General features: G+C 46.6%; 21 protein-coding genes and 1 riboswitch. All 21 genes read left to right on the top strand.

Annotated features, from left to right (window positions below; genetic code table 11):
- The coding region (locus ACI35L_RS15225; RefSeq protein WP_439803232.1) for an alpha/beta fold hydrolase at positions 1-243 on the top strand (243 nt) is incomplete at its 5' end.
- 4 nt (positions 244-247) lie between these two features.
- Complete coding sequence (locus ACI35L_RS15230; RefSeq protein ID WP_439803233.1) at positions 248-1,081, top strand: GrpB family protein; 834 nt, start codon at positions 248-250, stop codon at positions 1,079-1,081.
- A gap of 197 nt (positions 1,082-1,278) precedes the next feature.
- Positions 1,279-1,515 carry an NETI motif-containing protein gene (locus ACI35L_RS15235; protein ID WP_197089961.1) on the top strand — a complete coding sequence of 79 codons (237 nt, stop codon included), beginning with the start codon at positions 1,279-1,281 and terminating at the stop codon, positions 1,513-1,515.
- Between the two features lie 99 nt (positions 1,516-1,614).
- Positions 1,615-1,718, top strand: a riboswitch (purine riboswitch).
- A gap of 131 nt (positions 1,719-1,849) precedes the next feature.
- The gene (gene purE / locus ACI35L_RS15240; protein WP_439803234.1) at positions 1,850-2,338 is read left to right on the top strand and encodes a 5-(carboxyamino)imidazole ribonucleotide mutase; all 489 of its coding nucleotides are present in this window, start codon (positions 1,850-1,852) and stop codon (positions 2,336-2,338) included.
- On the top strand, positions 2,325-3,479 hold the full coding sequence (purK, locus tag ACI35L_RS15245) for a 5-(carboxyamino)imidazole ribonucleotide synthase (RefSeq protein WP_439803235.1): 1,155 nt from the start codon (positions 2,325-2,327) through the stop codon (positions 3,477-3,479). Before purE ends, purK begins: the two co-directional genes overlap by 14 nt.
- An 18-nt stretch (positions 3,480-3,497) precedes the next feature.
- Positions 3,498-4,790 (top strand): adenylosuccinate lyase, encoded by a 1,293-nt coding sequence (gene purB / locus ACI35L_RS15250; RefSeq protein WP_049672357.1) that lies wholly within the window; start codon positions 3,498-3,500, stop codon positions 4,788-4,790.
- A 93-nt stretch (positions 4,791-4,883) separates the two neighbouring features.
- Positions 4,884-5,603 (top strand): phosphoribosylaminoimidazolesuccinocarboxamide synthase, encoded by a 720-nt coding sequence (purC, locus tag ACI35L_RS15255; RefSeq protein WP_439803236.1) that lies wholly within the window; start codon positions 4,884-4,886, stop codon positions 5,601-5,603.
- Positions 5,596-5,850, top strand: coding sequence for a phosphoribosylformylglycinamidine synthase subunit PurS (gene purS, locus ACI35L_RS15260; protein ID WP_049672355.1), 255 nt, complete (start codon positions 5,596-5,598; stop codon positions 5,848-5,850). Before purC ends, purS begins: the two co-directional genes overlap by 8 nt.
- Positions 5,847-6,530 carry a phosphoribosylformylglycinamidine synthase subunit PurQ gene (gene purQ, locus ACI35L_RS15265; protein ID WP_439803237.1) on the top strand — a complete coding sequence of 228 codons (684 nt, stop codon included), beginning with the start codon at positions 5,847-5,849 and terminating at the stop codon, positions 6,528-6,530. The genes purS and purQ overlap by 4 nt, the downstream gene beginning before the upstream one ends.
- Complete coding sequence (gene purL, locus ACI35L_RS15270; protein ID WP_439803238.1) at positions 6,514-8,748, top strand: phosphoribosylformylglycinamidine synthase subunit PurL; 2,235 nt, start codon at positions 6,514-6,516, stop codon at positions 8,746-8,748. The genes purQ and purL overlap by 17 nt, the downstream gene beginning before the upstream one ends.
- Entirely contained in the window at positions 8,724-10,145 is a 1,422-nt protein-coding gene (gene purF / locus ACI35L_RS15275) for an amidophosphoribosyltransferase (RefSeq protein ID WP_439803239.1), read from the top strand. Before purL ends, purF begins: the two co-directional genes overlap by 25 nt.
- Positions 10,146-10,178: 33 nt before the next feature.
- A complete protein-coding gene (purM, locus tag ACI35L_RS15280; protein ID WP_439803240.1) occupies positions 10,179-11,210 on the top strand; it encodes a phosphoribosylformylglycinamidine cyclo-ligase in 1,032 nt (343 codons plus the stop codon).
- Between the two features lie 20 nt (positions 11,211-11,230).
- Complete coding sequence (purN, locus tag ACI35L_RS15285) at positions 11,231-11,794, top strand: phosphoribosylglycinamide formyltransferase (RefSeq protein ID WP_439803241.1); 564 nt, start codon at positions 11,231-11,233, stop codon at positions 11,792-11,794.
- A gap of 14 nt (positions 11,795-11,808) precedes the next feature.
- Positions 11,809-13,344 (top strand): bifunctional phosphoribosylaminoimidazolecarboxamide formyltransferase/IMP cyclohydrolase, encoded by a 1,536-nt coding sequence (gene purH / locus ACI35L_RS15290; RefSeq protein WP_439803242.1) that lies wholly within the window; start codon positions 11,809-11,811, stop codon positions 13,342-13,344.
- Positions 13,345-13,364: 20 nt separating this feature from the next.
- Positions 13,365-14,642 (top strand): phosphoribosylamine--glycine ligase, encoded by a 1,278-nt coding sequence (gene purD, locus ACI35L_RS15295; RefSeq protein WP_439803243.1) that lies wholly within the window; start codon positions 13,365-13,367, stop codon positions 14,640-14,642.
- Positions 14,643-15,010: 368 nt separating this feature from the next.
- Positions 15,011-16,756, top strand: a complete 1,746-nt coding sequence (locus ACI35L_RS15300; protein ID WP_439803244.1) for an adenine deaminase C-terminal domain-containing protein — start codon at positions 15,011-15,013, stop codon at positions 16,754-16,756.
- Positions 16,757-16,812: 56 nt separating this feature from the next.
- Positions 16,813-17,805 carry a DUF3048 domain-containing protein gene (locus ACI35L_RS15305; RefSeq protein WP_439803245.1) on the top strand — a complete coding sequence of 331 codons (993 nt, stop codon included), beginning with the start codon at positions 16,813-16,815 and terminating at the stop codon, positions 17,803-17,805.
- Positions 17,806-17,825: 20 nt separating this feature from the next.
- Positions 17,826-18,125 (top strand): YerC/YecD family TrpR-related protein, encoded by a 300-nt coding sequence (locus ACI35L_RS15310; protein WP_049672346.1) that lies wholly within the window; start codon positions 17,826-17,828, stop codon positions 18,123-18,125.
- Positions 18,126-18,254: 129 nt separating this feature from the next.
- The gene (locus tag ACI35L_RS15315) at positions 18,255-18,944 is read left to right on the top strand and encodes a heptaprenylglyceryl phosphate synthase (protein ID WP_439803246.1); all 690 of its coding nucleotides are present in this window, start codon (positions 18,255-18,257) and stop codon (positions 18,942-18,944) included.
- Positions 18,945-19,015: 71 nt separating this feature from the next.
- On the top strand, positions 19,016-21,280 hold the full coding sequence (gene pcrA / locus ACI35L_RS15320; RefSeq protein WP_439803247.1) for a DNA helicase PcrA: 2,265 nt from the start codon (positions 19,016-19,018) through the stop codon (positions 21,278-21,280).
- A 36-nt stretch (positions 21,281-21,316) separates the two neighbouring features.
- Positions 21,317-23,332: an NAD-dependent DNA ligase LigA gene (gene ligA / locus ACI35L_RS15325; protein ID WP_439803248.1), complete on the top strand. Its 2,016-nt coding sequence runs from the start codon at positions 21,317-21,319 to the stop codon at positions 23,330-23,332.
- Positions 23,333-23,338: the final 6 nt, after the last annotated feature.

The raw sequence follows: 23,338 nt of genomic DNA on the forward strand, positions 1-23,338 counted from the left end.
TTCAGCAGGGAAGCATTAATCTATGATGTGACAAGGCAATTGATTAGGATTCATGCCAGGACGGCTGTTTTATGCGGTCAATATGATGTCCAGTGCCCTGTGGAGTTTTCAATTGAATTGAGTGAAGGGATTCGAGATGCCTATCTGCATGTTTTTCCCTATAGCAATCATTATCCCCATCTAGAGGAAAGACGTGATTTCAAGCGTGTGACGGCTGATTTTCTGAGAGAGATAGAGGGGTGAGTAGATGACAAAGTCAATTGTTGAAATAGAGACTTATGATCCCAGTTGGGAGAATCAATTTGAGAGAGAGAAGCAAGGGATTGAAGAGGTACTCGGACAGTATGCAGTCATGATTGAACATATCGGAAGTACTTCTGTGAGAGGGCTCGCAGCGAAGCCGATTATCGACATAATGGTCGGCACTGTTGATATAGAGGATGCGGCGTTATTTGCAGGACCTTTATGTGAAATAGGGTATGAATATGTTCCTAAACCTGCGTTTGAGAGTAAGGGGAGATTTTTCTTTCGCAAAGGTGTGTGGGGCAAAGGAACCTGTCACTTGCATGTATGTAAATGGAATGGCAGTGAATGGAGGGATAAGCTGATGTTTCGCGATTACCTCCGGGCGCATCCAGAAGCAGCTGCCGAATATGCGTCCTTGAAACGGCAGCTTGCCATAAAGCATAAAGATGAACGATCTGCTTATACGAAAGAAAAGGAGCCCTTCATTCAAGCAATCCTTTTGAAGGTCAGAGATCTAAGGAGGCCTAATATGTTTGTGAAAATATACGAATATCACATACAGAAAGAGAAAGAGGCCCTTTTCTTAGACATCCAAGATAAGGTGAGGGCTCTCTATCAGGAGTATGTGAGCTGCGATGTCATGCTCTTGAAAAGCCTGGATGACGAAACGAAGTGGGTAGAGGTTTCGAAATATGACAATGAGGATGCGTATCAGAATGCCATCCAAATAATCAATAAAGAACGAGCTGTCCAAGCTTTGTTTAAGGCATTTGAAGGGTGCTTAGTTGCAGATAAAGCGGAGATTAGCGAACAGAATTATATACGAATGTCTTAACGAGTATGATATAACCAGTTCTGATGAGGGCTGGTTATTATTATGGGCAGAATTTAAACCGTTAGTCGAGCGAAGTGAACGTGTTGTATATCGAGGAACCTTTAGGAATTATATCTGCTTAATTAATTACTGGCTAAAACAGTTCTTAAATTCCTCCCCCTTTTCCCTTTAGCATTCCCGAAAAATAGGATACACTAATGGTGAGTCATTTAAGTAAGAAAGGACGAGTAGTATTGGCGAAGCCGAAGAAGCAGCGTTTTGAGCTGATGGACAACGAGACGATCGATGCGTGTTTGGATCGGATGAAAAGAGAAGGATATTTTCCGGTGAAGCGGGTGGAGAAGCCGATTTTCAAGGAAGTGATTTCTGGAGGAAATACGGAATATGTGCCGGTTTCTAGGCAGATTATCTTTGAGGGAAAGTTAATGGAGTAGAAAAAGCGAACGTTTTTCTAATAAAACTTAAAAACGTTCGAATTTCAGTTGACAGTTAAAAGTTCGGATTGTTAATATGAATACGAACATACAATACAAATTTATACGCAATGTTTCTCTCATATAATAGCGGGGATATGGCCTGCGAGTTTCTACCCAAAAACCGAATAAATTTTTGGACTATGAGGGAAAGCACATTCTCAACGTTTTTTTGAGGTAAGCATTTCCTTCGTTTAGGATGCTTATGGCATGGCTGATGAAGCTGTGTGGGCTGCTTTCTCTTTATGGAAAGTGTGTTCATGCAGCTTTTTTATATGGAGAGGAGATAATAGATATGAACCCTCAGGTTGGAGTCATCATGGGAAGCATCTCAGATTGGGAAACGATGAAATATGCTTGTGAGATCTTGGATATGTTTGAAGTGGAGTATGAGAAGAAGATTGTTTCGGCGCATCGGACGCCGGATCTCATGTTTGAATACGCAGGCAGTGCCCGTCATAGAGGCTTAAAGGTGATTATTGCCGGTGCGGGCGGTGCAGCTCATTTGCCTGGAATGGTAGCGGCGAAGACGAACTTGCCGGTCATTGGTGTACCCGTGCAGTCAAAGGCATTGAATGGCTTGGATTCCTTGCTGTCCATCGTGCAGATGCCAGGAGGGGTTCCGGTAGCGACGGTTTCAATCGGCACGGCAGGTGCGAAAAATGCTGGGCTGCTTGCGGTGAAGATCCTTGGCACGTTTGAACAGGGATTAGCCGAGAAGCTTGAGGAGTATACGTTGAAGCTGCAAAAACAATCGATGGAAAGTTGTGATGAACTTGACTGAGCAGATGAGGGTGATTTTGCCGGGACAGACAATTGGAATCATTGGCGGAGGTCAGCTTGGGAGAATGATGGCATTGGCAGCGAAGCAATCAGGCTTTAAGATTGCGGTCCTTGATCCAACGCCGAACAGCCCATGCGGACAGGTGGCCGATGTTGAGATTACCGCAGCCTTTCATGATGCGGATGCATTGGAGCAGCTTGCTGAGATGAGCGATGTCGTCACATTTGAGTTTGAGAATATTGATGCGGATTCCCTTGATGGAATTGCTGAGAAGGTATGGATTCCGCAAGGGACGGATATTTTGCGAATCACGCAGGACCGAATCCTTGAGAAGCGGGCAATTGAGAAATCTGGCGTAAGAGTGGCGCCATTTGCTGAGGTATATGATCGTGAGGATTTAAATCAGGCGCTGCAAGTGATTGGTTTCCCTTCTGTTTTGAAAACGGCTAGAGGCGGCTATGATGGGAAGGGACAGCTTGTTTTATGGAGTGAAGTTGACCTTCAACTGGCAGGGGATATTCTGGCACATGGTCCTTGTGTGCTTGAACAGTTCATTCCTTTCGAGAAGGAGATCTCCGTCATTGTGACGAGGAAAGCGGATGGAGAGTTCAGGGTCTTCCCAGTTGTGGAGAATATTCATGTAAACAATATCCTGCATGAGACGATTGCGCCGGCAAGAATCAGCGAGGCGGCACAGGGAGCTGCGATTGATATGGCGTATCAGCTGGCCGTATCGCTTGATTTAGTTGGAACCCTTGCGATTGAAATGTTCTTAGTTAGTGAGGACGAAATACTCATTAATGAGCTTGCTCCTAGGCCGCATAATTCCGGCCATTATTCCATTGAGGCATGTGTTACCTCACAGTTTGAGCAGCATATCCGGGCGGTTTGCAATTGGCCGCTCGGGCAGACAGAGATGCACATGAATGCCGTGATGGTTAATGTGCTTGGGGAGCATGTGGACGGCGTTATCGGTGCAATTGTGGAAAACCCGGAATGGAAGGTCCATTTCTACGGGAAAGAGGAAGCAAAGACCGGCCGGAAAATGGGACATATCACGATTTTAAATCCGGATCCTTCAGAGGTCCTCGAAGAGCTTGAGTTAACAAAGATTTGGACAAATAAAAGCATGATTAAATAGAAAAGGTGGACAACATACATGATTGAACGTTATACAAGACCTGAAATGGGAGCTATTTGGACGGAGGAGAACCGTTTCAAGGCTTGGCTGGAAGTAGAAATCTTAGCGTGTGAGGCATGGGCTGAGCTGGGCGCAATCCCGAAAGAGGACGTCAAGGCACTTCGGGAGAATGCATCCTTTGATGTGAGCCGCATTAAGGAAATTGAAGCGGAAACACGCCATGATGTGGTCGCTTTCACACGTGCGGTTTCTGAAACGCTTGGTGAGGAGCGGAAATGGGTGCATTACGGCCTAACTTCTACAGATGTAGTGGATACGGCGCTATCTTATTTGCTGAAGCAGGCCAATGAAATCTTGCTTGCGGATGTAGAGCGTTTCATCGCTATTCTAGAGGAAAAGGCGAAGGAGCATAAATACACCGTTATGATGGGACGCACGCATGGAGTACATGCAGAGCCGACGACCTTTGGTTTAAAGCTTGCTCTATGGGTGGAGGAAATGAAACGTAATCAAGAGCGCTTGAAGGCAGCAGCGAAGAATGTAGAGTTCGGAAAAATCTCCGGTGCGGTTGGTACGTATGCGAATATCGACCCGTTTGTTGAACAGTATGTATGCGAAAAGCTTGGCATTTCCGCTTCACCGATTTCCACCCAAACCTTGCAGCGTGACCGCCATGCTCAATATATGTCTACGCTCGCACTTGTGGCGACATCCATTGAGAAGTTCGCGACTGAAATCCGCGGATTGCAAAAGAGTGAGACACGTGAAGTGGAGGAGTTCTTCGCGAAAGGGCAGAAAGGTTCCTCTGCGATGCCGCATAAACGCAATCCAATTGGCTCTGAGAATATGACAGGTCTTGCACGTGTTATTAGGGGCCATATGGTTACAGCCTATGAGAATGTGACACTTTGGCATGAAAGAGATATCTCTCATTCCTCAGCGGAGCGCATTATTCTTCCGGATGCAACAATCCTGTTGAACTATATGCTGAACCGTTTCGGCAATATTGTTAAGAACTTAACGGTATTCCCGGAAAACATGAAACGTAATATGGAGCGCACCTTCGGCTTGATTTACTCCCAGCGTGTCCTTCTAGCGTTGATTGATAAAGGCTTATCCAGAGAGAAGGCGTATGATACTGTACAGCCGAAAGCAATGGAGGCGTGGGAAAAGCAGGTTCAATTCAGACAGCTGCTTGATGAGGATGAAGTCATTACAAGCTACTTGTCCAAAGAGGAATTGGATGATTGCTTTGACTATAACTATCACTTGAAGAATGTGGACTTAATTTTTGACCGATTAGGGCTTTAAGGAATAGAGGGCATCCTTTTCTTGATTAGGAGGCATGCCCTCATTCATTCCCTCATATAGCATTAATGATATTTCCATTTAGGAGGCTATACAGTGATACAAGGTGAACTTCTTTATGAAGGCAAGGCGAAACGTATTTATGCAACAGAAAGCCCAGAGATTGTGCTTGTTCAGTATAAAGATTCAGCAACAGCTTTTAATGGAGAGAAATTCGCAACCATTGATGGCAAGGGCCAGCTGAACAACCAGATTACAAGTCTGCTATTTCAAGAGCTTCGTAAATCAGGAGTCGAGTCTCATTTCGTGGAGCAGATTTCAAAGAATGAACAGCTCGTCAAACGTGTGAGCATTATTCCTCTAGAGGTGGTTGTCCGCAATGTGTCAGCCGGAAGCTTTGCCAAAAGAGTCGGCATGGACGAAGGCATTCCGTTAAAGCGTCCGATTGTGGAGTTTTATTATAAGGATGATGCACTCGGCGACCCGCTGATTACAGAGGATCATATCAATATTCTCGAACTTGCGAGTGAAGCTGATGTGGCTGAATTAAAGGAGAAGGCTTTGCTGATTAATCAGAAGCTTTTAGAGCTGTTTGCCTCTGTGGGAATTAGATTAATTGATTTCAAGCTTGAATTTGGCAAGGATCGTGAAGGTCATATCTTATTAGCGGATGAAATTTCACCCGATACGTGCCGCCTATGGGATGAGGTTTCAAACGAGAAATTGGATAAAGATGTGTTCCGCCGGGAATTAGGCAGCCTAACTGATGCATACAAAAAAATACTAGAAAAGCTGGAGGGCCTCCAAAATGTATAAAGTGAAAGTTTATGTGACTTTACGTGAAAGTGTGCTAGATCCTCAAGGTACTGCTGTTCAGAAATCTCTGAATACCATGAATTATCGAGAAGTTAAGGATGTCCGTATCGGCAAATATATGGAGCTCTCTTTGGAGAAATCTGATCGGGATTTGGATGAAGTGATTCAGAGCATGTGTGAAAAATTACTGGTCAATACCGTGATAGAGGATTACCGCTATGAGGTTGAGGAGGTAGCAGTGAAGTGAAATTTGCCGTAATCGTCTTCCCAGGATCGAATTGTGATATTGATATGTATCATGCTGTTGTAGATGAATTGGGTGAAGAGGCTGAGTATGTCTGGCATACGGAAACAAGTCTTGATGGCTTTGATGCGGTCTTGCTTCCAGGCGGATTCTCGTACGGGGATTACCTGCGCTGTGGTGCTATTGCTCGCTTCTCGCCCATTATGGAGGCAGTCAAGAAGGCGGCAGAGGCCGGTAAGCCTATTCTTGGCGTTTGCAATGGGTTCCAGGTGCTTCTTGAGGCGGGTCTTCTCCCGGGTGCGATGCAGCGGAATGCAGGTCTGAAATTTATCTGCCGACCGCAGGAGCTGGTAGTAGAGCAGACAGATACACCATTCACTTCCTGCTATGAAGAAGGTGAGATTATCACGATTCCTATCGCCCATGGTGAAGGGAATTATTATTGTGATGATGCGACCTTGCAGCAATTAAAGGACCAAAACCGTATTCTGTTCACTTATAATGGCAATCCGAACGGAAGCCATGAGAATATCGCCGGAATCATGAACGAGAAGAAGAATGTTCTTGGCATGATGCCTCACCCGGAGCGGGCTGTTTCATCCATGCTTGGCAGTGATGACGGGCTGAAGCTATTTAAATCTATTGTCCAATATTGGAGGGAATCCCATGTCGTTAATGCTTGAACCGAATCCATCTCAGATTAAAGAAGAACGCGTGTATGCCACAATGGGGCTGACAGATGAGGAGTTCGCCAGTATTGAGAAGATTTTAGGACGCTTGCCGAACTATACGGAAACAGGGCTATTCTCCGTTATGTGGTCTGAGCACTGCAGCTATAAGAATTCTAAGCCTGTACTGAGGAAGTTCCCGACTGAAGGAGAGCGTGTTCTCCAAGGTCCTGGGGAGGGCGCTGGTATCGTGGATATCGGTGACGGTCAGGCGGTCGTATTCAAGATTGAAAGCCATAATCACCCTTCTGCTATTGAGCCTTATCAAGGGGCGGCCACAGGGGTCGGCGGAATTATCCGTGATGTTTTCTCGATGGGAGCCCGTCCAATTGCCCTCCTTAATTCTCTTCGCTTTGGCGAGCTGACAACGCCGCGCATGAAGTATTTATTCGAGGAGATCGTGGCCGGTATTGCCGGCTATGGGAATTGTATCGGGATTCCGACAGTCGGCGGTGAAATCCAGTTTGATCCGTCCTATGAGGGAAACCCTTTGGTAAACGCAATGTGTGTCGGACTCATTAATCATGAGGATATTAAGGTCGGTCAGGCCCGCGGTGTCGGCAATACGGTTATGTATGTCGGCGCAAAGACAGGTCGAGATGGGATTCATGGGGCAACGTTCGCTTCGGAGGAATTGACAGACGAATCTGATTCCAAGCGTCCGGCGGTACAGGTCGGCGATCCGTTCATGGAGAAGCTTCTCCTTGAGGCATGTCTTGAATTGATCCAATCAGATGCCCTTGTCGGCATTCAGGATATGGGAGCAGCTGGGCTGACGAGCTCCTCTGCTGAGATGGCTTCGAAGGCAGGGAGCGGAATTGAAATGAATCTAGACCTCGTTCCACAGCGTGAGACGGGGATGACTCCATATGAAATGATGCTTTCTGAATCACAGGAGCGGATGCTGATTGTCGTGAAGAAAGGCCGTGAAGCCGAGATTGAGGCATTATTCGAGAAATACGGGCTTGAAGCAGTGGCTGTCGGTGTCGTAACAGATGATCGGATGCTTCGTTTGAAGCATCATGGCGATATTGTGGCAGAAGTTCCGGCAGATGCCCTGGCAGAGGATGCACCAGTTTATCATAAGCCTTCTAAAGAGCCAGCTTACATTCGTGAATTCCGTGAAATGGAGACAGAGATTCCAGCGGTAGAGAATTATACGAAAACCCTTCTTGCCTTGTTAGAACAGCCAACGATTGCGAGCAAGGAGTGGGTGTATGATCAATACGATTACATGGTTCGCACGAACACAGTTGTTGCACCGGGCTCTGATGCCGCCGTTGTTCGGATTCGCGGAACGAAGAAAGCACTTGCGATGACAACGGATTGTAACTCTCGTTATTTATATCTGGACCCAGAGGTTGGCGGGCAGATTGCGGTGGCTGAGGCAGCGCGCAATATCATCTGTTCCGGCGGTGAGCCGCTTGCTATCACAGATTGCCTTAATTTTGGGAATCCGGAGAAGCCGGAGATCTTCTGGCAGCTGGAGAAGGCGGCAGATGGGATGAGTGAAGGATGCCGTACACTCGGTACGCCGGTGATTGGCGGGAATGTTTCCTTGTATAACGAAACGAATGGAGAAGCCATTTACCCGACTCCTGTTGTGGGCATGGTTGGACTTATACATGATACAGATCATATTACGACCCAGGCTTTTAAAAAAGCAGGAGATTTCATTTATATCATTGGTGAAACGACACCTGAATTCGGGGGAAGCGAGCTGCAAAAGTATACGAACAGCGGACGTATTTATGGCCAAGCGCCTAAATTAGACCTTCAGGTGGAGAAAGGACGCCAGCAAGCCTTGCTTAGAAGCATACAGAAGGGACTTGTCGAATCGGCGCATGATATTTCAGAGGGCGGTTTAGCGGTAGCACTTGCAGAAGGACTGTTCGGTACAGATGGACTTGGACTTGAGGTCGAGATTGAGGGAGAAATTGTCACAGCCTTATTCGCTGAAACACAATCACGCTTTATTGTTTCTGTAGAGGCGGCGAATCAAGCAACTTTTGAAGCGATGATGCCAGAAGCCAAATTAGCTGGAATGGTAACGAATACAGGTCGATATGTCATTCGGATGAAAGATGAGCAGAACATCATAGATATTAAAGCAACGGAGCTATTGAATGCTTGGAAGGGAGCTATACCATGCTTGCTGAAATCCGTGGATTAAATGAAGAGTGTGGATTGTTTGGAATTTGGGGCCATGAGGAGGCCCCTCAGCTCACTTATTATGGACTACACAGCCTTCAGCATAGAGGCCAAGAGGGAGCTGGTATGGTCGTGACGGACGGTGAAGCCCTTCGTGCTCATAAAGCAGAAGGACTTGTGAATGATGTGTTTTCCCAAAAAATCATAGAGGATTTAAAAGGGAAGAGTGCAATCGGCCATGTGCGCTATGCGACAGCAGGCGGAGGGGGCATTGCAAATGTGCAGCCATTCCTTTTCAATTCTCAAACTGTAGGCAGCTTTGCCCTTGCTCATAATGGCAACCTCGTTAATGCGGCCAGCCTGAAGAACCAGCTTGAAATGCAGGGAAGTATCTTTCAAACGACCTCTGATACAGAGGTATTAGCCCATTTGATTCGCCGTTCTGGAACAGGAGCCTTCAAGGATCGTGTGAAACAGGCGATTTCGCTTGTAGAAGGTGCCTATGCGTTCCTTGTGATGACCGAGACAGATATGCTGGTTGCGGTTGACCCGCATGGTTTACGCCCTGTTTCCATCGGCCGGCTCGGTAAGGCTTATGTCGTAGCGTCTGAAACATGTGCCTTTGACCTTGTCGGTGCGGAATACATTCGTGATGTGGAACCGGGGGAGCTCGTCATTATTAATGATGAGGGACTTCACTCCGAACTTTTCGCGGTATCAAGCGGCCGTGCGATGTGCAGTATGGAATATATTTATTTCTCCAGACCGGACAGCAATATCGACGGCATTAATGTTCATACAGCCAGAAAGAGCCTTGGGAAACGATTGGCGATGGAGGCGCAGATTGAAGCAGATGTTGTAACTGGTGTTCCGGATTCAAGCATTTCCGCGGCTATTGGGTTTGCTGAGGCGAGCGGCATCCCTTATGAGATGGGGCTTATTAAGAATCGCTATGTCGGCCGTACATTCATTCAGCCCTCCCAGTCCTTGCGTGAACAAGGAGTCAAGATGAAGCTGGCCCCTGTTCGCGGCGTTGTTGAAGGGAAACGCGTCATTATGGTCGATGATTCCATTGTTCGAGGCACGACGAGCAGACGAATTGTGAACATGCTGAAGGAAGCGGGCGCGAAGGAAGTGCATGTGTGTATCAGCTCGCCCCCAATCAAAAACCCGTGCTTCTACGGAATTGATACATCCTCAAAGGAGGAATTGATTGCGGGCAGGAATTCTGTTGAGGAAATCCGCCAATTGATCGGGGCAGACTCTCTGACATTTTTGAGTGTGGAAGGAACGATTGAAGCCATCGGCCGGCCATTTGAGGGAGAATACCGCGGACAGTGCATGGCTTGCTTTACCGGCAAGTACCCGACAGAGATCTATACGATGGATGACCATCCGTATGAGAAAATCAAACAATAGCAGAATCCGTACTTGAGGGAGAGGAAGATAACGATGTCGAATGCTTATAAGAACGCGGGTGTAGATATTGAGGCAGGCTATGAAGCTGTGGAACGCATGAAAAAGCATGTCAGCCGCACAAAGCGGCAGGGAGTGCTCGGATCGCTTGGCGGATTCGGCGGGATGTTTGACTTGAGCTCCATAAACGTAAAGGAGCCGGTACTTGTATCCGGTACGGATGGGGTCGGCACAAAGCTTTTGATTGCAATGATGTTGGATGAGCATGACACAATCGGCATAGATTGTGTGGCCATGTGTGTAAATGATGTCGTTGCTCAAGGAGCAGAACCGCTCTTCTTCCTTGATTACATCGCATGCGGAAAGGCTGTACCGGAGAAAATCGAGGCGATCGTAAAGGGCATTTCGGAAGGTTGTGTCCAAGCAGGCTGCGCCCTGATTGGCGGAGAAACGGCTGAAATGCCAGGTTTGTACAGCCCAGAGGAGTATGATTTGGCAGGATTTACAGTTGGTGCCGTAGAAAAGAGCCAAATGCTTGATGGCAGCAAGGTAGCAGAAGGGGACGTCCTGATTGGCTTGCCTTCAAGCGGTATCCATAGCAATGGCTACTCACTCGTACGCAAGGTTCTCCTTGAGGATGCGAAGATGGATCTTTCCACGTATGTAGAGGAATTAGGCTGTACATTGGGAGCTGAATTGCTGCGGCCGACGAAGATTTATGTGAAGCCGGTCCTGGCTGCACTTGAGACGGGAGCCGTCCATGGGATTTCGCATATCACCGGCGGCGGTTTTATTGAGAATCTTCCGCGTATGCTGAAAGAAGGCCAAGGCGTAGAGATTGAAGAAGGAACATGGGAGATTCCTGCTATTTATCAGTTGTTAAAGGAGAAGGGCTCTTTAGCAGATGAAGAGATGTATAACGTCTTTAATATGGGAATCGGCATGGTGCTTGCGGTGGAGCCTGGCGAGGCGGAAAAGGTGATTCATGCATTGAAGGAGAGCGGAGAGCTGCCAGTCATGATTGGGCGTGTAACGAGAGTTCCAGGAGTCCAATTCAATGGAAAATGATTAAGATAAAGGGAGACGTCATGACAAAGATTGCGATATTTGCATCAGGGAGCGGAAGTAATTTCCAAGCAATAGTAGAGGCAGTAAATGCAGGCAAGGTGCTCGCATCAATTGAAATGCTGGTATGTGATCAGCCTGAGGCCTATTGTGTGACACGGGCGAAAGAGCTGGGAGTGCCTTCATTGACCTTCAGGCCGAAGGATTACTCCTCAAAGACAGCATATGAAGAGGATGTACTGTCCACTCTGCGTGAAAGGTCCGTGGAGTGGATTATCCTCGCTGGCTATATGCGATTGATTGGACCAGTTCTATTAGAGTCTTATCCAAATAGAATTCTGAATATCCATCCATCTCTACTGCCGGCATTCCCAGGGAAAGACGCAGTTGGGCAAGCCATGGCAGCCGGTGTAAAGGTATCAGGTGTGACAATTCATTATGTAGATGCAGGGATGGATACTGGGCCGATTATTGCTCAGGAGGCCATCATAATTGAAGACGGGGACGATTCGGCTCGGGTCCATGAGAAAATCCAGCAGGTAGAACACCGATTGTATCCAGCCATTATAGAAAAGGTATGTAATTGACAGGAGGAGCGGAAATGGCAGCTAAGCGTGCATTAATCAGCGTATCGGATAAAACAGGAATTGTAGAATTTGCAAAGAAAGTAGCGAATCTTGGATTTGAGATCATCTCAACAGGAGGGACGAAAAAAACGCTGGCCGACAATGGCATCCCGGTAAAAGGGGTCAGTGACGTGACCGGTTTTCCTGAAATAATGGACGGACGTGTGAAAACATTGCACCCGGCCATTCATGGAGGGCTTTTAGGAAAGCAGGACAACGACTCACACATGCAGCAGCTGGCAGAGCAGGGCATCACGCCTATTCAGCTTGTTTGCGTGAACCTTTACCCATTCCAGCAAACGATTGCCAAAGAGGGCGTAACGGTAGAGGATGCGATTGAGAATATTGATATCGGGGGGCCGGCGATGCTTCGTGCCTCAGCGAAGAACCACGAATCTGTCGCCGTTGTTGTAGACCCGGCGGATTATGATGATGTGTTGAAGGGATTAGAAACTGGTGAGCTTTCTTTACAGGAAAGAAGACGTCTTGCCGCCAAGGTATTCCGCCATACTGCAGCCTATGATGCCATGATCGCAGAATATATGACAAACCTGGCAGAAGAAGAACAGCCGGAGTCCGTTACGGTTACCTATACATTGAAACAGCCGCTTCGTTATGGGGAGAATCCGCACCAAAAGGCAGCCTTCTATAAGAAACCGCTGGGCACAGCCTTCTCAATTGCTAATGCTGAGCAGCTTCATGGAAAGGAGCTTTCCTATAATAATATCAATGATGCAGATGCTGCCCTTCAAATCGTGAAGGAATTTGACCAGCCAGCAGCAGTGGCGGTTAAGCATATGAACCCTTGCGGCGTCGGTACGGGCAAAACGATTTCAGATGCCTTCCAAAAAGCCTACTTTGCTGATTCTACTTCGATTTTCGGCGGAATTGTGGCTTTGAATCGTGAAGTCGATGCTGAGACAGCCGGTGCTTTGCATGAGATATTCTTAGAAATCGTCATTGCTCCATCCTTCTCGGAGGAGGCGCTCCAAATTTTGACCTCGAAGAAGAATATTCGCCTGCTGACTGTTGATTTCAGCTCCAAGGGTGTGATGGAGAAGAAGTTCACCTCTGTTGCCGGCGGGTTGTTAATGCAGGATTTGGACAACGCGACATTGGCTGAAGCCGATATGAAGATCGCGACGAAAAGAGAGCCGACCGAGGAGGAATGGGAAGCGCTCAAGTTTGGCTGGAAGGTTGTAAAGCATGTGAAGTCGAATGCTATTGTCGTTGCAAATCGCCAGATGACGCTTGGAGTCGGTGCCGGCCAAATGAATCGAATTGGAGCGGCGAATATTGCGATAGAGCAAGCAGGCGATAAAGCGAAGGGAGCTATTTTAGCTTCCGATGCCTTCTTCCCAATGGATGATACTGTTGAGGCAGCGGCAAAAGCGGGCATTACAGCAATCATTCAGCCAGGCGGGTCGGTTCGTGATGAGGACTCCATCAAGAAGGCAGATGAATATGGAATTGCCATGGTCTTTACAGGCGTGCGTCATTTCAAACATTAATAAGGAGTTGGAGAGGGACGATGAAGATACTGGTTATTGGCCGCGGTGGACGAGAGCATGCGCTTGCACGCAAGTTTGCCGAAAGCAGGCATGTTGACAAGGTGTACGTCGCACCTGGCAATCCTGGAATGGAGGATGTCGCAGAACGCGTTTCCATCAATGAAACAGATCATCAGGCATTGATAGACTTTGCGCATGAGAATGGGATTGGGCTTACCTTTGTCGGCCCGGAGGTACCGTTGATCAACGGAGTGGTCGATGAGTTTGAAAAAGAAGGACTGAAAATTTTTGGTCCGAAAAAAGCAGCGGCTATCATTGAGGGAAGTAAATCCTTCACAAAGGATTTGCTGAAGAAATATGCCATTCCAACGGCAAGATATGAAACCTTCACTGAGCTTGATCAGGCTGTTGCCTATGTGAAGAATCAGGGCGTGCCAATTGTCATCAAGGCAGATGGTCTTGCTGCCGGCAAGGGCGTAGTTGTAGCCATGAGTGAGCGGGAAGCTGTTGATGCCCTTCAAGCAATGCTTCAAGATGCCAAGTTTGGCGAAGCTTCGAACAAGGTCGTCATCGAAGAATTCCTTGAGGGTCAGGAATTTTCCTACATGGCATTCGTAAATGGTGAGAAGGTATATCCAATGGAGATTGCCCAAGACCATAAACGAGCCTTCGATGGAGATAAAGGCCCGAATACAGGCGGGATGGGCGCCTATTCCCCTGTTCCGCAAATTGGGTGTGACCTTGTGCAAAAGGCCCATGATGAAATTCTTCTTCCGGTTGCTAAAGCGATGGTGAAGGAAGACCGGTCTTTCACAGGCATTCTATACGCCGGACTGATTGCGACAGCGGATGGCCCTAAGGTGATCGAGTTCAATGCCCGATTCGGAGACCCAGAGACACAAGTCATTCTTCCAAGGCTTCAATCTGATTTGGTGGAAGTTATTGAGCATGTTCTTGAGGGAAGCGATTGTGAGCTTGAATGGACCGAGGAAAGTGCGATTGGCGTTGTGCTGGCTGCCACTGGCTACCCAGAGGATGGATATGAGAAAGGGGCCGTTATTAGAGGTCTCAGTCATATCGGGGAAAATATGCACGTCTACCATGCTGGTACGGCAAAGAATAATCAAGGGGAATTCATCACCAATGGAGGCCGTGTCCTGCTTGTCACGGCACTTGGGCCTTCCTTGGAGGATGCGAAGCAGAACGTGTATCGGGAGCTCGAAACCATTTCCTGCAAAGGCTTATTCTATCGCCATGATATAGGTGAAAAAGCCATTGCTCAAAGTTTGAAAGGCTAGTAAATAAGCAAAACCTGTTATGCCGCTATGGCGTGACAGGTTTTTTATTATATCCGATAATATTTTGTTCATAGCCCTTTTTAATCAGCCTTTGTCTTCTAGTATTTACAATGATATATTTTCAGGCTTTTTTATTTCTCAAAATAATTATTTTATGATTAAAATGTTTTAAAACGGATATGTAAAAACAAAAGGGATACAAGTGCTGGATGACTAAGTAAGTGTATTCCCAAACAGTTTCCTGTTTGGCAGTAACTTTCGTGCGCTAAACCGAAAAAATGTGTTACAATAATGAAAAGGCTTACATTTCCAAATAAATGTTCCGGAGCTGTTGAAGGCATAAGGGTTTGGTTAAGGGGGGATTGTTCATGCTTGAACAACGATATAGATGGAAGAATAAACAGCTTAGAGAACATGTGAGTATAATAGATGGAAAGATTGCGCCCACCATCGTATTGGTGAATGCTGTTTACTTAAATCAAGTATTTGAAGAATGGATGAAAGCGAATATCTGGATCTATAAGGATCGGATTATATATGTAGGGGATAAGATGCCTGATATGCAGGAGGGCTGTGAAATCATTGATTGCAGCGGACAGTATCTGGTACCGGGGTATATTGAGCCGCATGCCCACCCGGCACAGCTGTACAACCCGGAGACTTTGGCGATGCATGCTGCCCAATATGGTACAACAACCTTGATCAATGACAATATGACCTTGTTTACGTTGCTCGAAAAAAGGCAAGCGTTTGCCCTATTGAAGGAGCTTCGCCATCTCCCTTATTCCATGTTTTGGTGGGCAAGGCTGGATTCGCAGACAGAGCTGCGAAATGAGGAGGAAGTGTTTTCTCATGCCAATGTAAAGAGCTGGCTTGAGCATGATGGCGTGCTTCAGGCGGGTGAGCTGACGGGCTGGCCGCGCTTACTTGACGGTGATGATATGATGCTGCACTGGATGCAGGAAGCGAAGAGGATGCGTAAGAAGATTGAGGGGCATTTCCCGGGCTCATCAGAGAAGACTTTGGCGAAACTGATGCTATTAGGGGCTGACTGTGACCATGAGGCCATGACAGGCGAGGAAGTGATTAGAAGGCTTGGACAGGGGTATCATGTGTCCTTGCGCCATTCCTCCATTCGCCCAGACCTGCCGGGTATCTTAGATTATTTGCAGGATTATGGACTGAAGTCATACGATAAATGCTTTTTCAATACAGATGGGTCAAGTCCGGGATTTTACAAGGAAGGGTTTACGGACAGCCTGATCAAAATGGCTATTGACAAGGGTGTGCCGTTAATTGATGCCTATAATATGGCTTCCTTGAATATTGCCCGCTATTATAATATGGAATATTTGCATGGAAATATTGCGACAGGACGTGTAGCCAACATTAACTTCCTTCATGTGAAGGATGAACCAACTCCTCACTCTGTCCTATCGAAGGGACAATGGGTGAAACGGGAAGGTGAGGCATGCGGAGTCAAAGGCTCCTCCATTAACTGGGAGGAATATGGGTTGAGTCCGCTTGAGCTTGATTGGGACTTAACGGATGATGATTTACAATACTCCATGCCATTTGGCATTAATATGGAGAATAGCGTCATTACGAAGCCATACTCCATCCATATTGATATTTCAAGAGAAGTCTTGGATATGAATCATGATGAATGCTACTTCACCTTTCTCAGAAGGGATGGGCAATCGCGCATTAATACACTCTTAAAGGGCTTTGCGAGAAATCTCCATGGATTTGCCTCCTCTTTCACTAATTCAGGGGATATTATCTTGATTGGCAAGAGCAGGCAGGATATGAAAATTGCCTTCAATCGTATGAAGGAAATCGGTGGAGGAATCGTTATTGCAGAGAAGGGAGAAATCCTGTTTGAAATGCCGCTTGTCCTTCAGGGTGTGATGTCTAAGGCAAATCTGCCGGAGTTAATCGAACAGGAGAGCCGGATGAAGGAAATACTTGTGGAAAAGGGATATCCATTTGAAGACCCGATGTATTCACTTTTATTCTTCACTTCCACTCACCTTCCTTATATTCGCGTGACACAGGCAGGATTATATGAAGTCATGAATAAATCTATACTCTTTCCGACTATAATGCGTTAAAATAATAAAGAAGCGATAAACCACATCATTGTAGCTCATCATGAGGAGGGAGTCATATGTTAAAGAAATTATGTACATTCATGATTATTTTCATTGTTCTCTTAGCAGGCTGTAAGGCTGATGACAATCCCGAGTCTGTCAATGAGAAAGGGAATACCGTATATCCGTTGACAGGGCTGGAGGCTGATAAGGAGGCTGATCACCGGGCCATTGCCGTCATGGTGAATAATCATCCTGCTGCAAGGCCGCAATCAGGACTTTCCAAGGCGGATATTGTGTATGAGATTCTGGCAGAGAGCAATATTACAAGGTTTTTGGCCGTTTATCAAAGTGAATTTCCAGATACGTTCGGACCGGTCAGAAGCGCGAGGGATTACTATATTCGCTTAGCGAAAGGGTATGATAGTTTATTCGTTTTCCATGGCTGGAGTCCAGAGGCGAAAAAACTGATTGAAAGTGATTATATAGACAATTTAAACGGTCTTAAATATGATGGTACTTTATTTGAGCGTGCCTCATTTCGAGAAGCCCCCCATAATTCCTATATTACATATGATCATGTAATGGAGGGAGCGAAGGAGAAGGGGTATGATATGGATATCGGTGCTCCGGCTTATACCTTCATGACTGAAGACGAAGAGAATGAGGTCGAGGGAGACAGCTATTCAAAGGCCTTCATTTCTTATTCTTCTGAGAGCTTTGATGTAACCTATGAATATGACGAGGGTAGCGAAACCTATGCCCGATATACAGCCGGTGTGAGAACAGAGGATTATGGCACGAATGACCCTGTCGAAATTGATAATATTTTGATTATCGAGGCAGAGCATGAAGTCATCGATAAGAAGGGCAGACGTGATATTGATTTGGAAAGCGGTGGAGATGCCTACTTGCTCCAAAAGGGAAAACTCCTTAAAATACAATGGGAATCAAACGATAATCGAATCGTTCCTGTATTAGATGGTAAAGAAGTGAAATTAGTGCCTGGGAAGACTTGGATTAATGTCATTCCAACATCAGGCCTTACGCAGAGTGTAACACTCGAATAAATAGGAGGATTAAGGCACATATGCAAATTGACAAACTGAAAGGCAAAGAATTGGATCAATTATTCAATGCCATTTTATCGTTGAATGACTTGGAGGAGTGCTATCGTTTCTTTGATGACCTCTGTACGGTCAATGAGATCCAGTCTTTAGCGCAGCGCCTCGAAGTGGCACGCATGCTCGAGGAAGGAAAGACCTATCATATGATTGAGAAGGAAACGGGAGCAAGCACCGCAACAATCTCCCGCGTGAAACGCTGCTTGAATTACGGGAATGATGCGTATTCAATGGCGCTCAGCAGACTGAAGGAAAAAGACGCATGAACTAGCAGCCCGAATATGGGCTGCTTTTCTTATGGGTTAGAAGTCTCTCGCAATTTTTTCTAACTCTTTGGTATCCCAAAAAGGAATGCTATAATGATTAAATGGAAATTAGATTAAGGGGTTGTTTCAATGTACGATTTTCGCGAGTGGAAGCATGTGTTTAAACTCGATCCTAATAAGGAAATTTCAGATGATGCTCTCGAGAAGCTTTGTGAATCAGGGACCGATGCCATTATGGTTGGCGGTACGGATGGAGTGACGCTTGAGAATGTGCTTGACCTTATGGCACGCATTCGCCGCTATACGCTCCCATGTGTTCTTGAGGTATCCAATTTAGAATCCATAACCCCGGGATTTGATCTTTATTTTATACCGTCCGTTTTAAACAGCCGGAATCCAGAATGGATTCTGGGTTTGCATAAAGAGGCCATTAAGGAATACGGCCATATGATTAATTGGGAAGAGATGCATGTGGAAGGCTATTGCATCATGAATCCAACATGCAAGGCCGCTCAGCTGACTGACGCTATGACGGATTTATCGGAGGAAGATGCGGCAAGCTATGCCTTGATGGCGGAGAAGATGTTCAACCTGCCTATTTTCTACCTTGAATATAGCGGTATATACGGTGACCCTGCGTTGGTCAGGAGCGTGAAGGATGCATTGATGGAGACAAAGCTCTTCTATGGGGGAGGCATCAATAGTCCGGTGAAAGCCGAGGAAATGGCCGGCCTTGCGGATTGTATCATTGTCGGGAATTATGTTTATGAAGATTTAGCCGGCGCATTGAAGACAGTGACTGCCGCAAAAAAGAACTAAACATTTGTTGATTGCACACTAGAATCAAGTATAATAAGAACAAACGTTCGTATCGGGATGGTGTCATATATATGCAGTTCTTAACAGATCGATTATTAACAGGATTAAACAATAAACAAAAAGAAGCTGTACAGGCAACCGACGGTCCTTTGCTGATTATGGCAGGAGCGGGAAGCGGAAAGACGAAGGTTTTGACGCATAGGATTGCCTACTTAATCGTAGAGAAGGAAGTAGCTCCATGGAATATTCTCGCGATTACCTTTACCAATAAGGCGGCAAGGGAGATGAAGGAGCGGATTCAGGGCATTCTTGGAGGAGCAGCGGATGAAATTTGGATTTCTACATTCCACTCCATGTGTGTTCGGATTCTCCGCCGTGATATCGACCGGATTGGAATGAACCGGAATTTCTCGATTCTCGACCCTTCCGACCAGCAAACTGTCATCAAGCAAATCATGAAAGAAAAGAATATTGACACAAAGAAATTCGAGCCAAAATCCATTCTGGGAACCATTTCATCTGCGAAGAATGAATTGATTACTCATGAGGAATTCGCTAATACAGCCGGTAACTTTTATGAGCAGACAGTTGCCGACCTTTACACGGAATATCAAAAGCGTTTAAGAAAGAATCAGGCGCTCGATTTCGATGATTTAATCATGAAGACCTTCGAATTATTCGATAAAGTACCAGAAGTGCTTGAATTCTATCAACGGAAATTTCAGTACATCCATGTCGATGAGTATCAGGATACGAACCGGGCGCAATATATGCTCGTCAAAAAGCTTGCGCAGCGCTTTAAGAACCTTTGCGTTGTCGGGGATTCCGACCAGTCCATCTATCGTTGGCGCGGTGCGGATATCGCTAACATTCTCTCCTTTGAGAAGGATTACCCAAATGCAAATGTTATTCTGCTTGAGCAGAACTACCGCTCAACGAAGCGGATTTTGGCTGCGGCCAATGGAGTGATTGAGAATAACTTGAACCGGAAGCCGAAAAAGCTGTGGACGGAGAACTTAGAGGGCAATAAGATTTCCTATTTCCGCGCTGACAGTGAGCAGGGCGAAGCCCAGTTTGTTGCAGGGAAGATCAAGGAAATGGAGAAGCAAGGAAAGCCGCTGTCTGATATTGCGATTCTGTACCGTACGAATGCCCAGTCACGTGTAATGGAGGAAGTCTTGCTTAAATCCAATATCCCATACACGATTGTAGGCGGTATTAAGTTCTATGACCGGAAAGAAATCAAGGATATCCTGGCTTATCTGCGCTTAATTGCTAACCCGGATGACGATATTTCCTTGCGCCGGGTCATTAATGTACCGAAACGCGGTGTCGGAGCAAGCTCTGTTGATAAGATTGCCAACTACGCACAGGACCATGATATATCCATGTACCAAGCGATGCTTGAGCTTGAGTTCGTTGGACTTGGGGCGAAGGCGTATAAAGGAGCAAGCGAGTTCCGCGATTTAATCAAGCACTATACGGCGATGCAGGAATACCTATCCGTGACTGAATTAATTGATGAGGTTATTGAGAAATCCGGCTATCGCCAATCGCTTGAAATTGAGAAGACGATTGAAGCTGAAACAAGACTTGAGAATATTGAAGAGTTCCTGTCTGTAACGAAGAACTTTGAGAACAGCAGTGAAGATAAAAGCTTAGTAGCCTTCCTGACAGACTTGGCCCTTGTTGCTGACATCGACCGGATGGATGAGGAAGATGAGGCAGCAGGAGAGGGTGTCGTTCTCATGACTCTCCACTCTGCGAAGGGGCTTGAGTTCCCTGCTGTCTTCCTTCTAGGTCTTGAGGAGGGTGTATTCCCGCATAGCCGTGCGCTTATGGAAGATGAAGAGATGGAAGAGGAACGCCGCCTTGCTTATGTCGGCATTACGCGGGCTGAGCAGGAGCTCTTCATCACCAATGCCCAGATGAGAACCTTGTACGGACGTACGAATATGAATCCGGTATCCCGTTTCATTAAAGAAATTCCGGAAGATTTACTTGAAGACTTGAATCCTCCTGCAGAGAGCAGGTCTTCTGCACGGCCATCCTTTATGCAAGGAAGAGGGACTGTTCGAGGCGGAACAGGCATCAATGGCGGCGGAATCAACAGCGGAGCATCTCCAAAGCCGGTTATGAGACCAGCTATGAACACATCTGGCGGCGAGAAGCTAGATTGGGCTGTCGGTGATAAGGCCGAACATGGCAAATGGGGAGTAGGTACCGTTGTCAGCGTGAAAGGCAGCGGAGACGGGCTTGAGCTCGACATCGCATTCCCATCAATGGGCATTAAGCGCCTTCTGGCGAAATTTGCCCCAATTAAGAAGCAACAATAAACCTGTTGAAACCTTGCAGAGAGGCGGAAGAGAATTATGGAGTTGAAAGAAGCCCAAAAAAGAGCAGCTGAGCTTCATTCTTTATTAAATCAATATGGATATGAATACTACGTTCTTGATGAGCCGAGTGTGCCGGATTCTGTCTATGATGAATTGTACAAGGAGCTAGTGGCAATCGAGCAGGCATTCCCTGAGCTGCAAACAGAGGAATCGCCGACACAGCGTGTCGGCGGACAGGTGTTGGATGCCTTTCAGAAGGTGGAACATATCACCCCGATGCTGAGTCTTGGCAATGCCTTCAATGAACAGGATCTGCGTGATTTTGACCGCCGGGTGAAACAAGGGCTTGGCACGGACAGCTATTCGTATATTTGTGAATTGAAAATTGATGGTCTTGCTGTTTCCCTTCGTTTTGAGGACGGACTATTCGTGAAGGGAGCGACTCGAGGAAATGGTACGATTGGTGAGGATATTACAGCCAATCTGCGTACAATTCGCTCGATTCCTCTCCGCCTCAATCAACCGTATACGATGGAGGTGCGCGGTGAAGCCTATATGCCGAAGAAATCCTTTGTTTCGTTGAATCAAAAGAAGGAGGAAAACGGCGAGGAGCCATTCGCAAACCCGCGGAATGCGGCTGCCGGCTCATTAAGGCAGCTTGACCCAAGGATTGCTGCCTCAAGAAATCTGGACATCTTCTTATATGGTATCGGGGATACGGGTGAAACAGGTGTGACCTCCCACAGTGAAGGTCTTGACCTTCTTCATACGCTGGGATTGAAGACAAATCCGCACCGCAGGAGATGCCAGACCATCGAAGAAGTGCTTGCATATATCAGTGAGTGGACAGAGAAACGGCCGACCCTCGATTATGAGATCGATGGAATCGTTGTGAAGGTCGATTCTCTATCCCACCAGGATGAGCTTGGCGTGACAGCGAAAAGTCCACGCTGGGCCATTGCTTACAAATTCCCGGCTGAGGAAGTCGTGACGGTGCTGAAGGGAATCGAGTTGACAGTCGGGCGAACAGGCGTCATTACGCCGACAGCATTGCTTGAGCCTGTACGTGTCGCTGGGACGACTGTGCAAAGAGCCTCCCTTCATAATGAGGACTTGATTCGTGAGAAGGATATCCGCATTGGTGACCATGTCGTCATCAAAAAAGCGGGTGATATTATCCCGGAGGTCGTCAAAGTACAGATTGAACAACGGACTGGGGCTGAGGAAGAATTCCATATGCCGACACATTGCCCAGAGTGCGATAGCGAGCTTGTCCGCCTCGAGGGTGAAGTTGCGCTGCGATGCATTAACCCGAAATGCCCTGCGCAGATTAAGGAAGGGTTAATTCACTTCGTTTCCCGCAATGCGATGAACATTGACGGGCTTGGAGAAAAGGTTATCATTCAATTATTTGATGCGAATTTAATCAAAGATGTCGCTGATATTTATAAATTAACGTATGATCAATTGATTGAGCTGGAGCGAATGGGTGATAAGTCTGTGAAGAAGCTGCTGGCAGCGATTGAAGCTTCTAAAGATAACTCACTTGAACGTCTCTTATTCGGTCTCGGCATTCGACATGTCGGTGCCAAGGCAGCCCGAGTGCTTGCAGAGGAATATGAGGAAATGGACAAACTCATGGCCGCAAGTGCTGGAGAACTCGTTTCCATTAACGAAATCGGTGAGAAGATGGCTGATGCTATCGTGACATATTTCAGCCAGGAAGAGTTCATGCAATTGATCAATGAATTAAAAGCCTATGGTGTCAATATGAGCTATAAGGGCAAAAGAAAAATGGATGCCGCTGAATCAGATTCCTATTTCGCTGGGAAAACCATTGTACTCACTGGTAAAATGGAACAGTACGGGCGAAATGAAGCAAAGGAACTGATAGAAGCCCTTGGAGGAAACGTAACAGGAAGTGTCAGCAAGAAGACAGATTTAGTCATAGCCGGTGAGGATGCCGGTTCTAAGTTAAAGAAAGCCCAGGATCTCGGTATTGAGGTTTGGAATGAGCAACAGCTTCTGGCTGAGCTGGGCAAGCAAGAATAGAGGTGG

This window comes from Pradoshia sp. (assembly GCF_051873915.1).
Classification (GTDB): domain Bacteria; phylum Bacillota; class Bacilli; order Bacillales; family Pradoshiaceae; genus Pradoshia.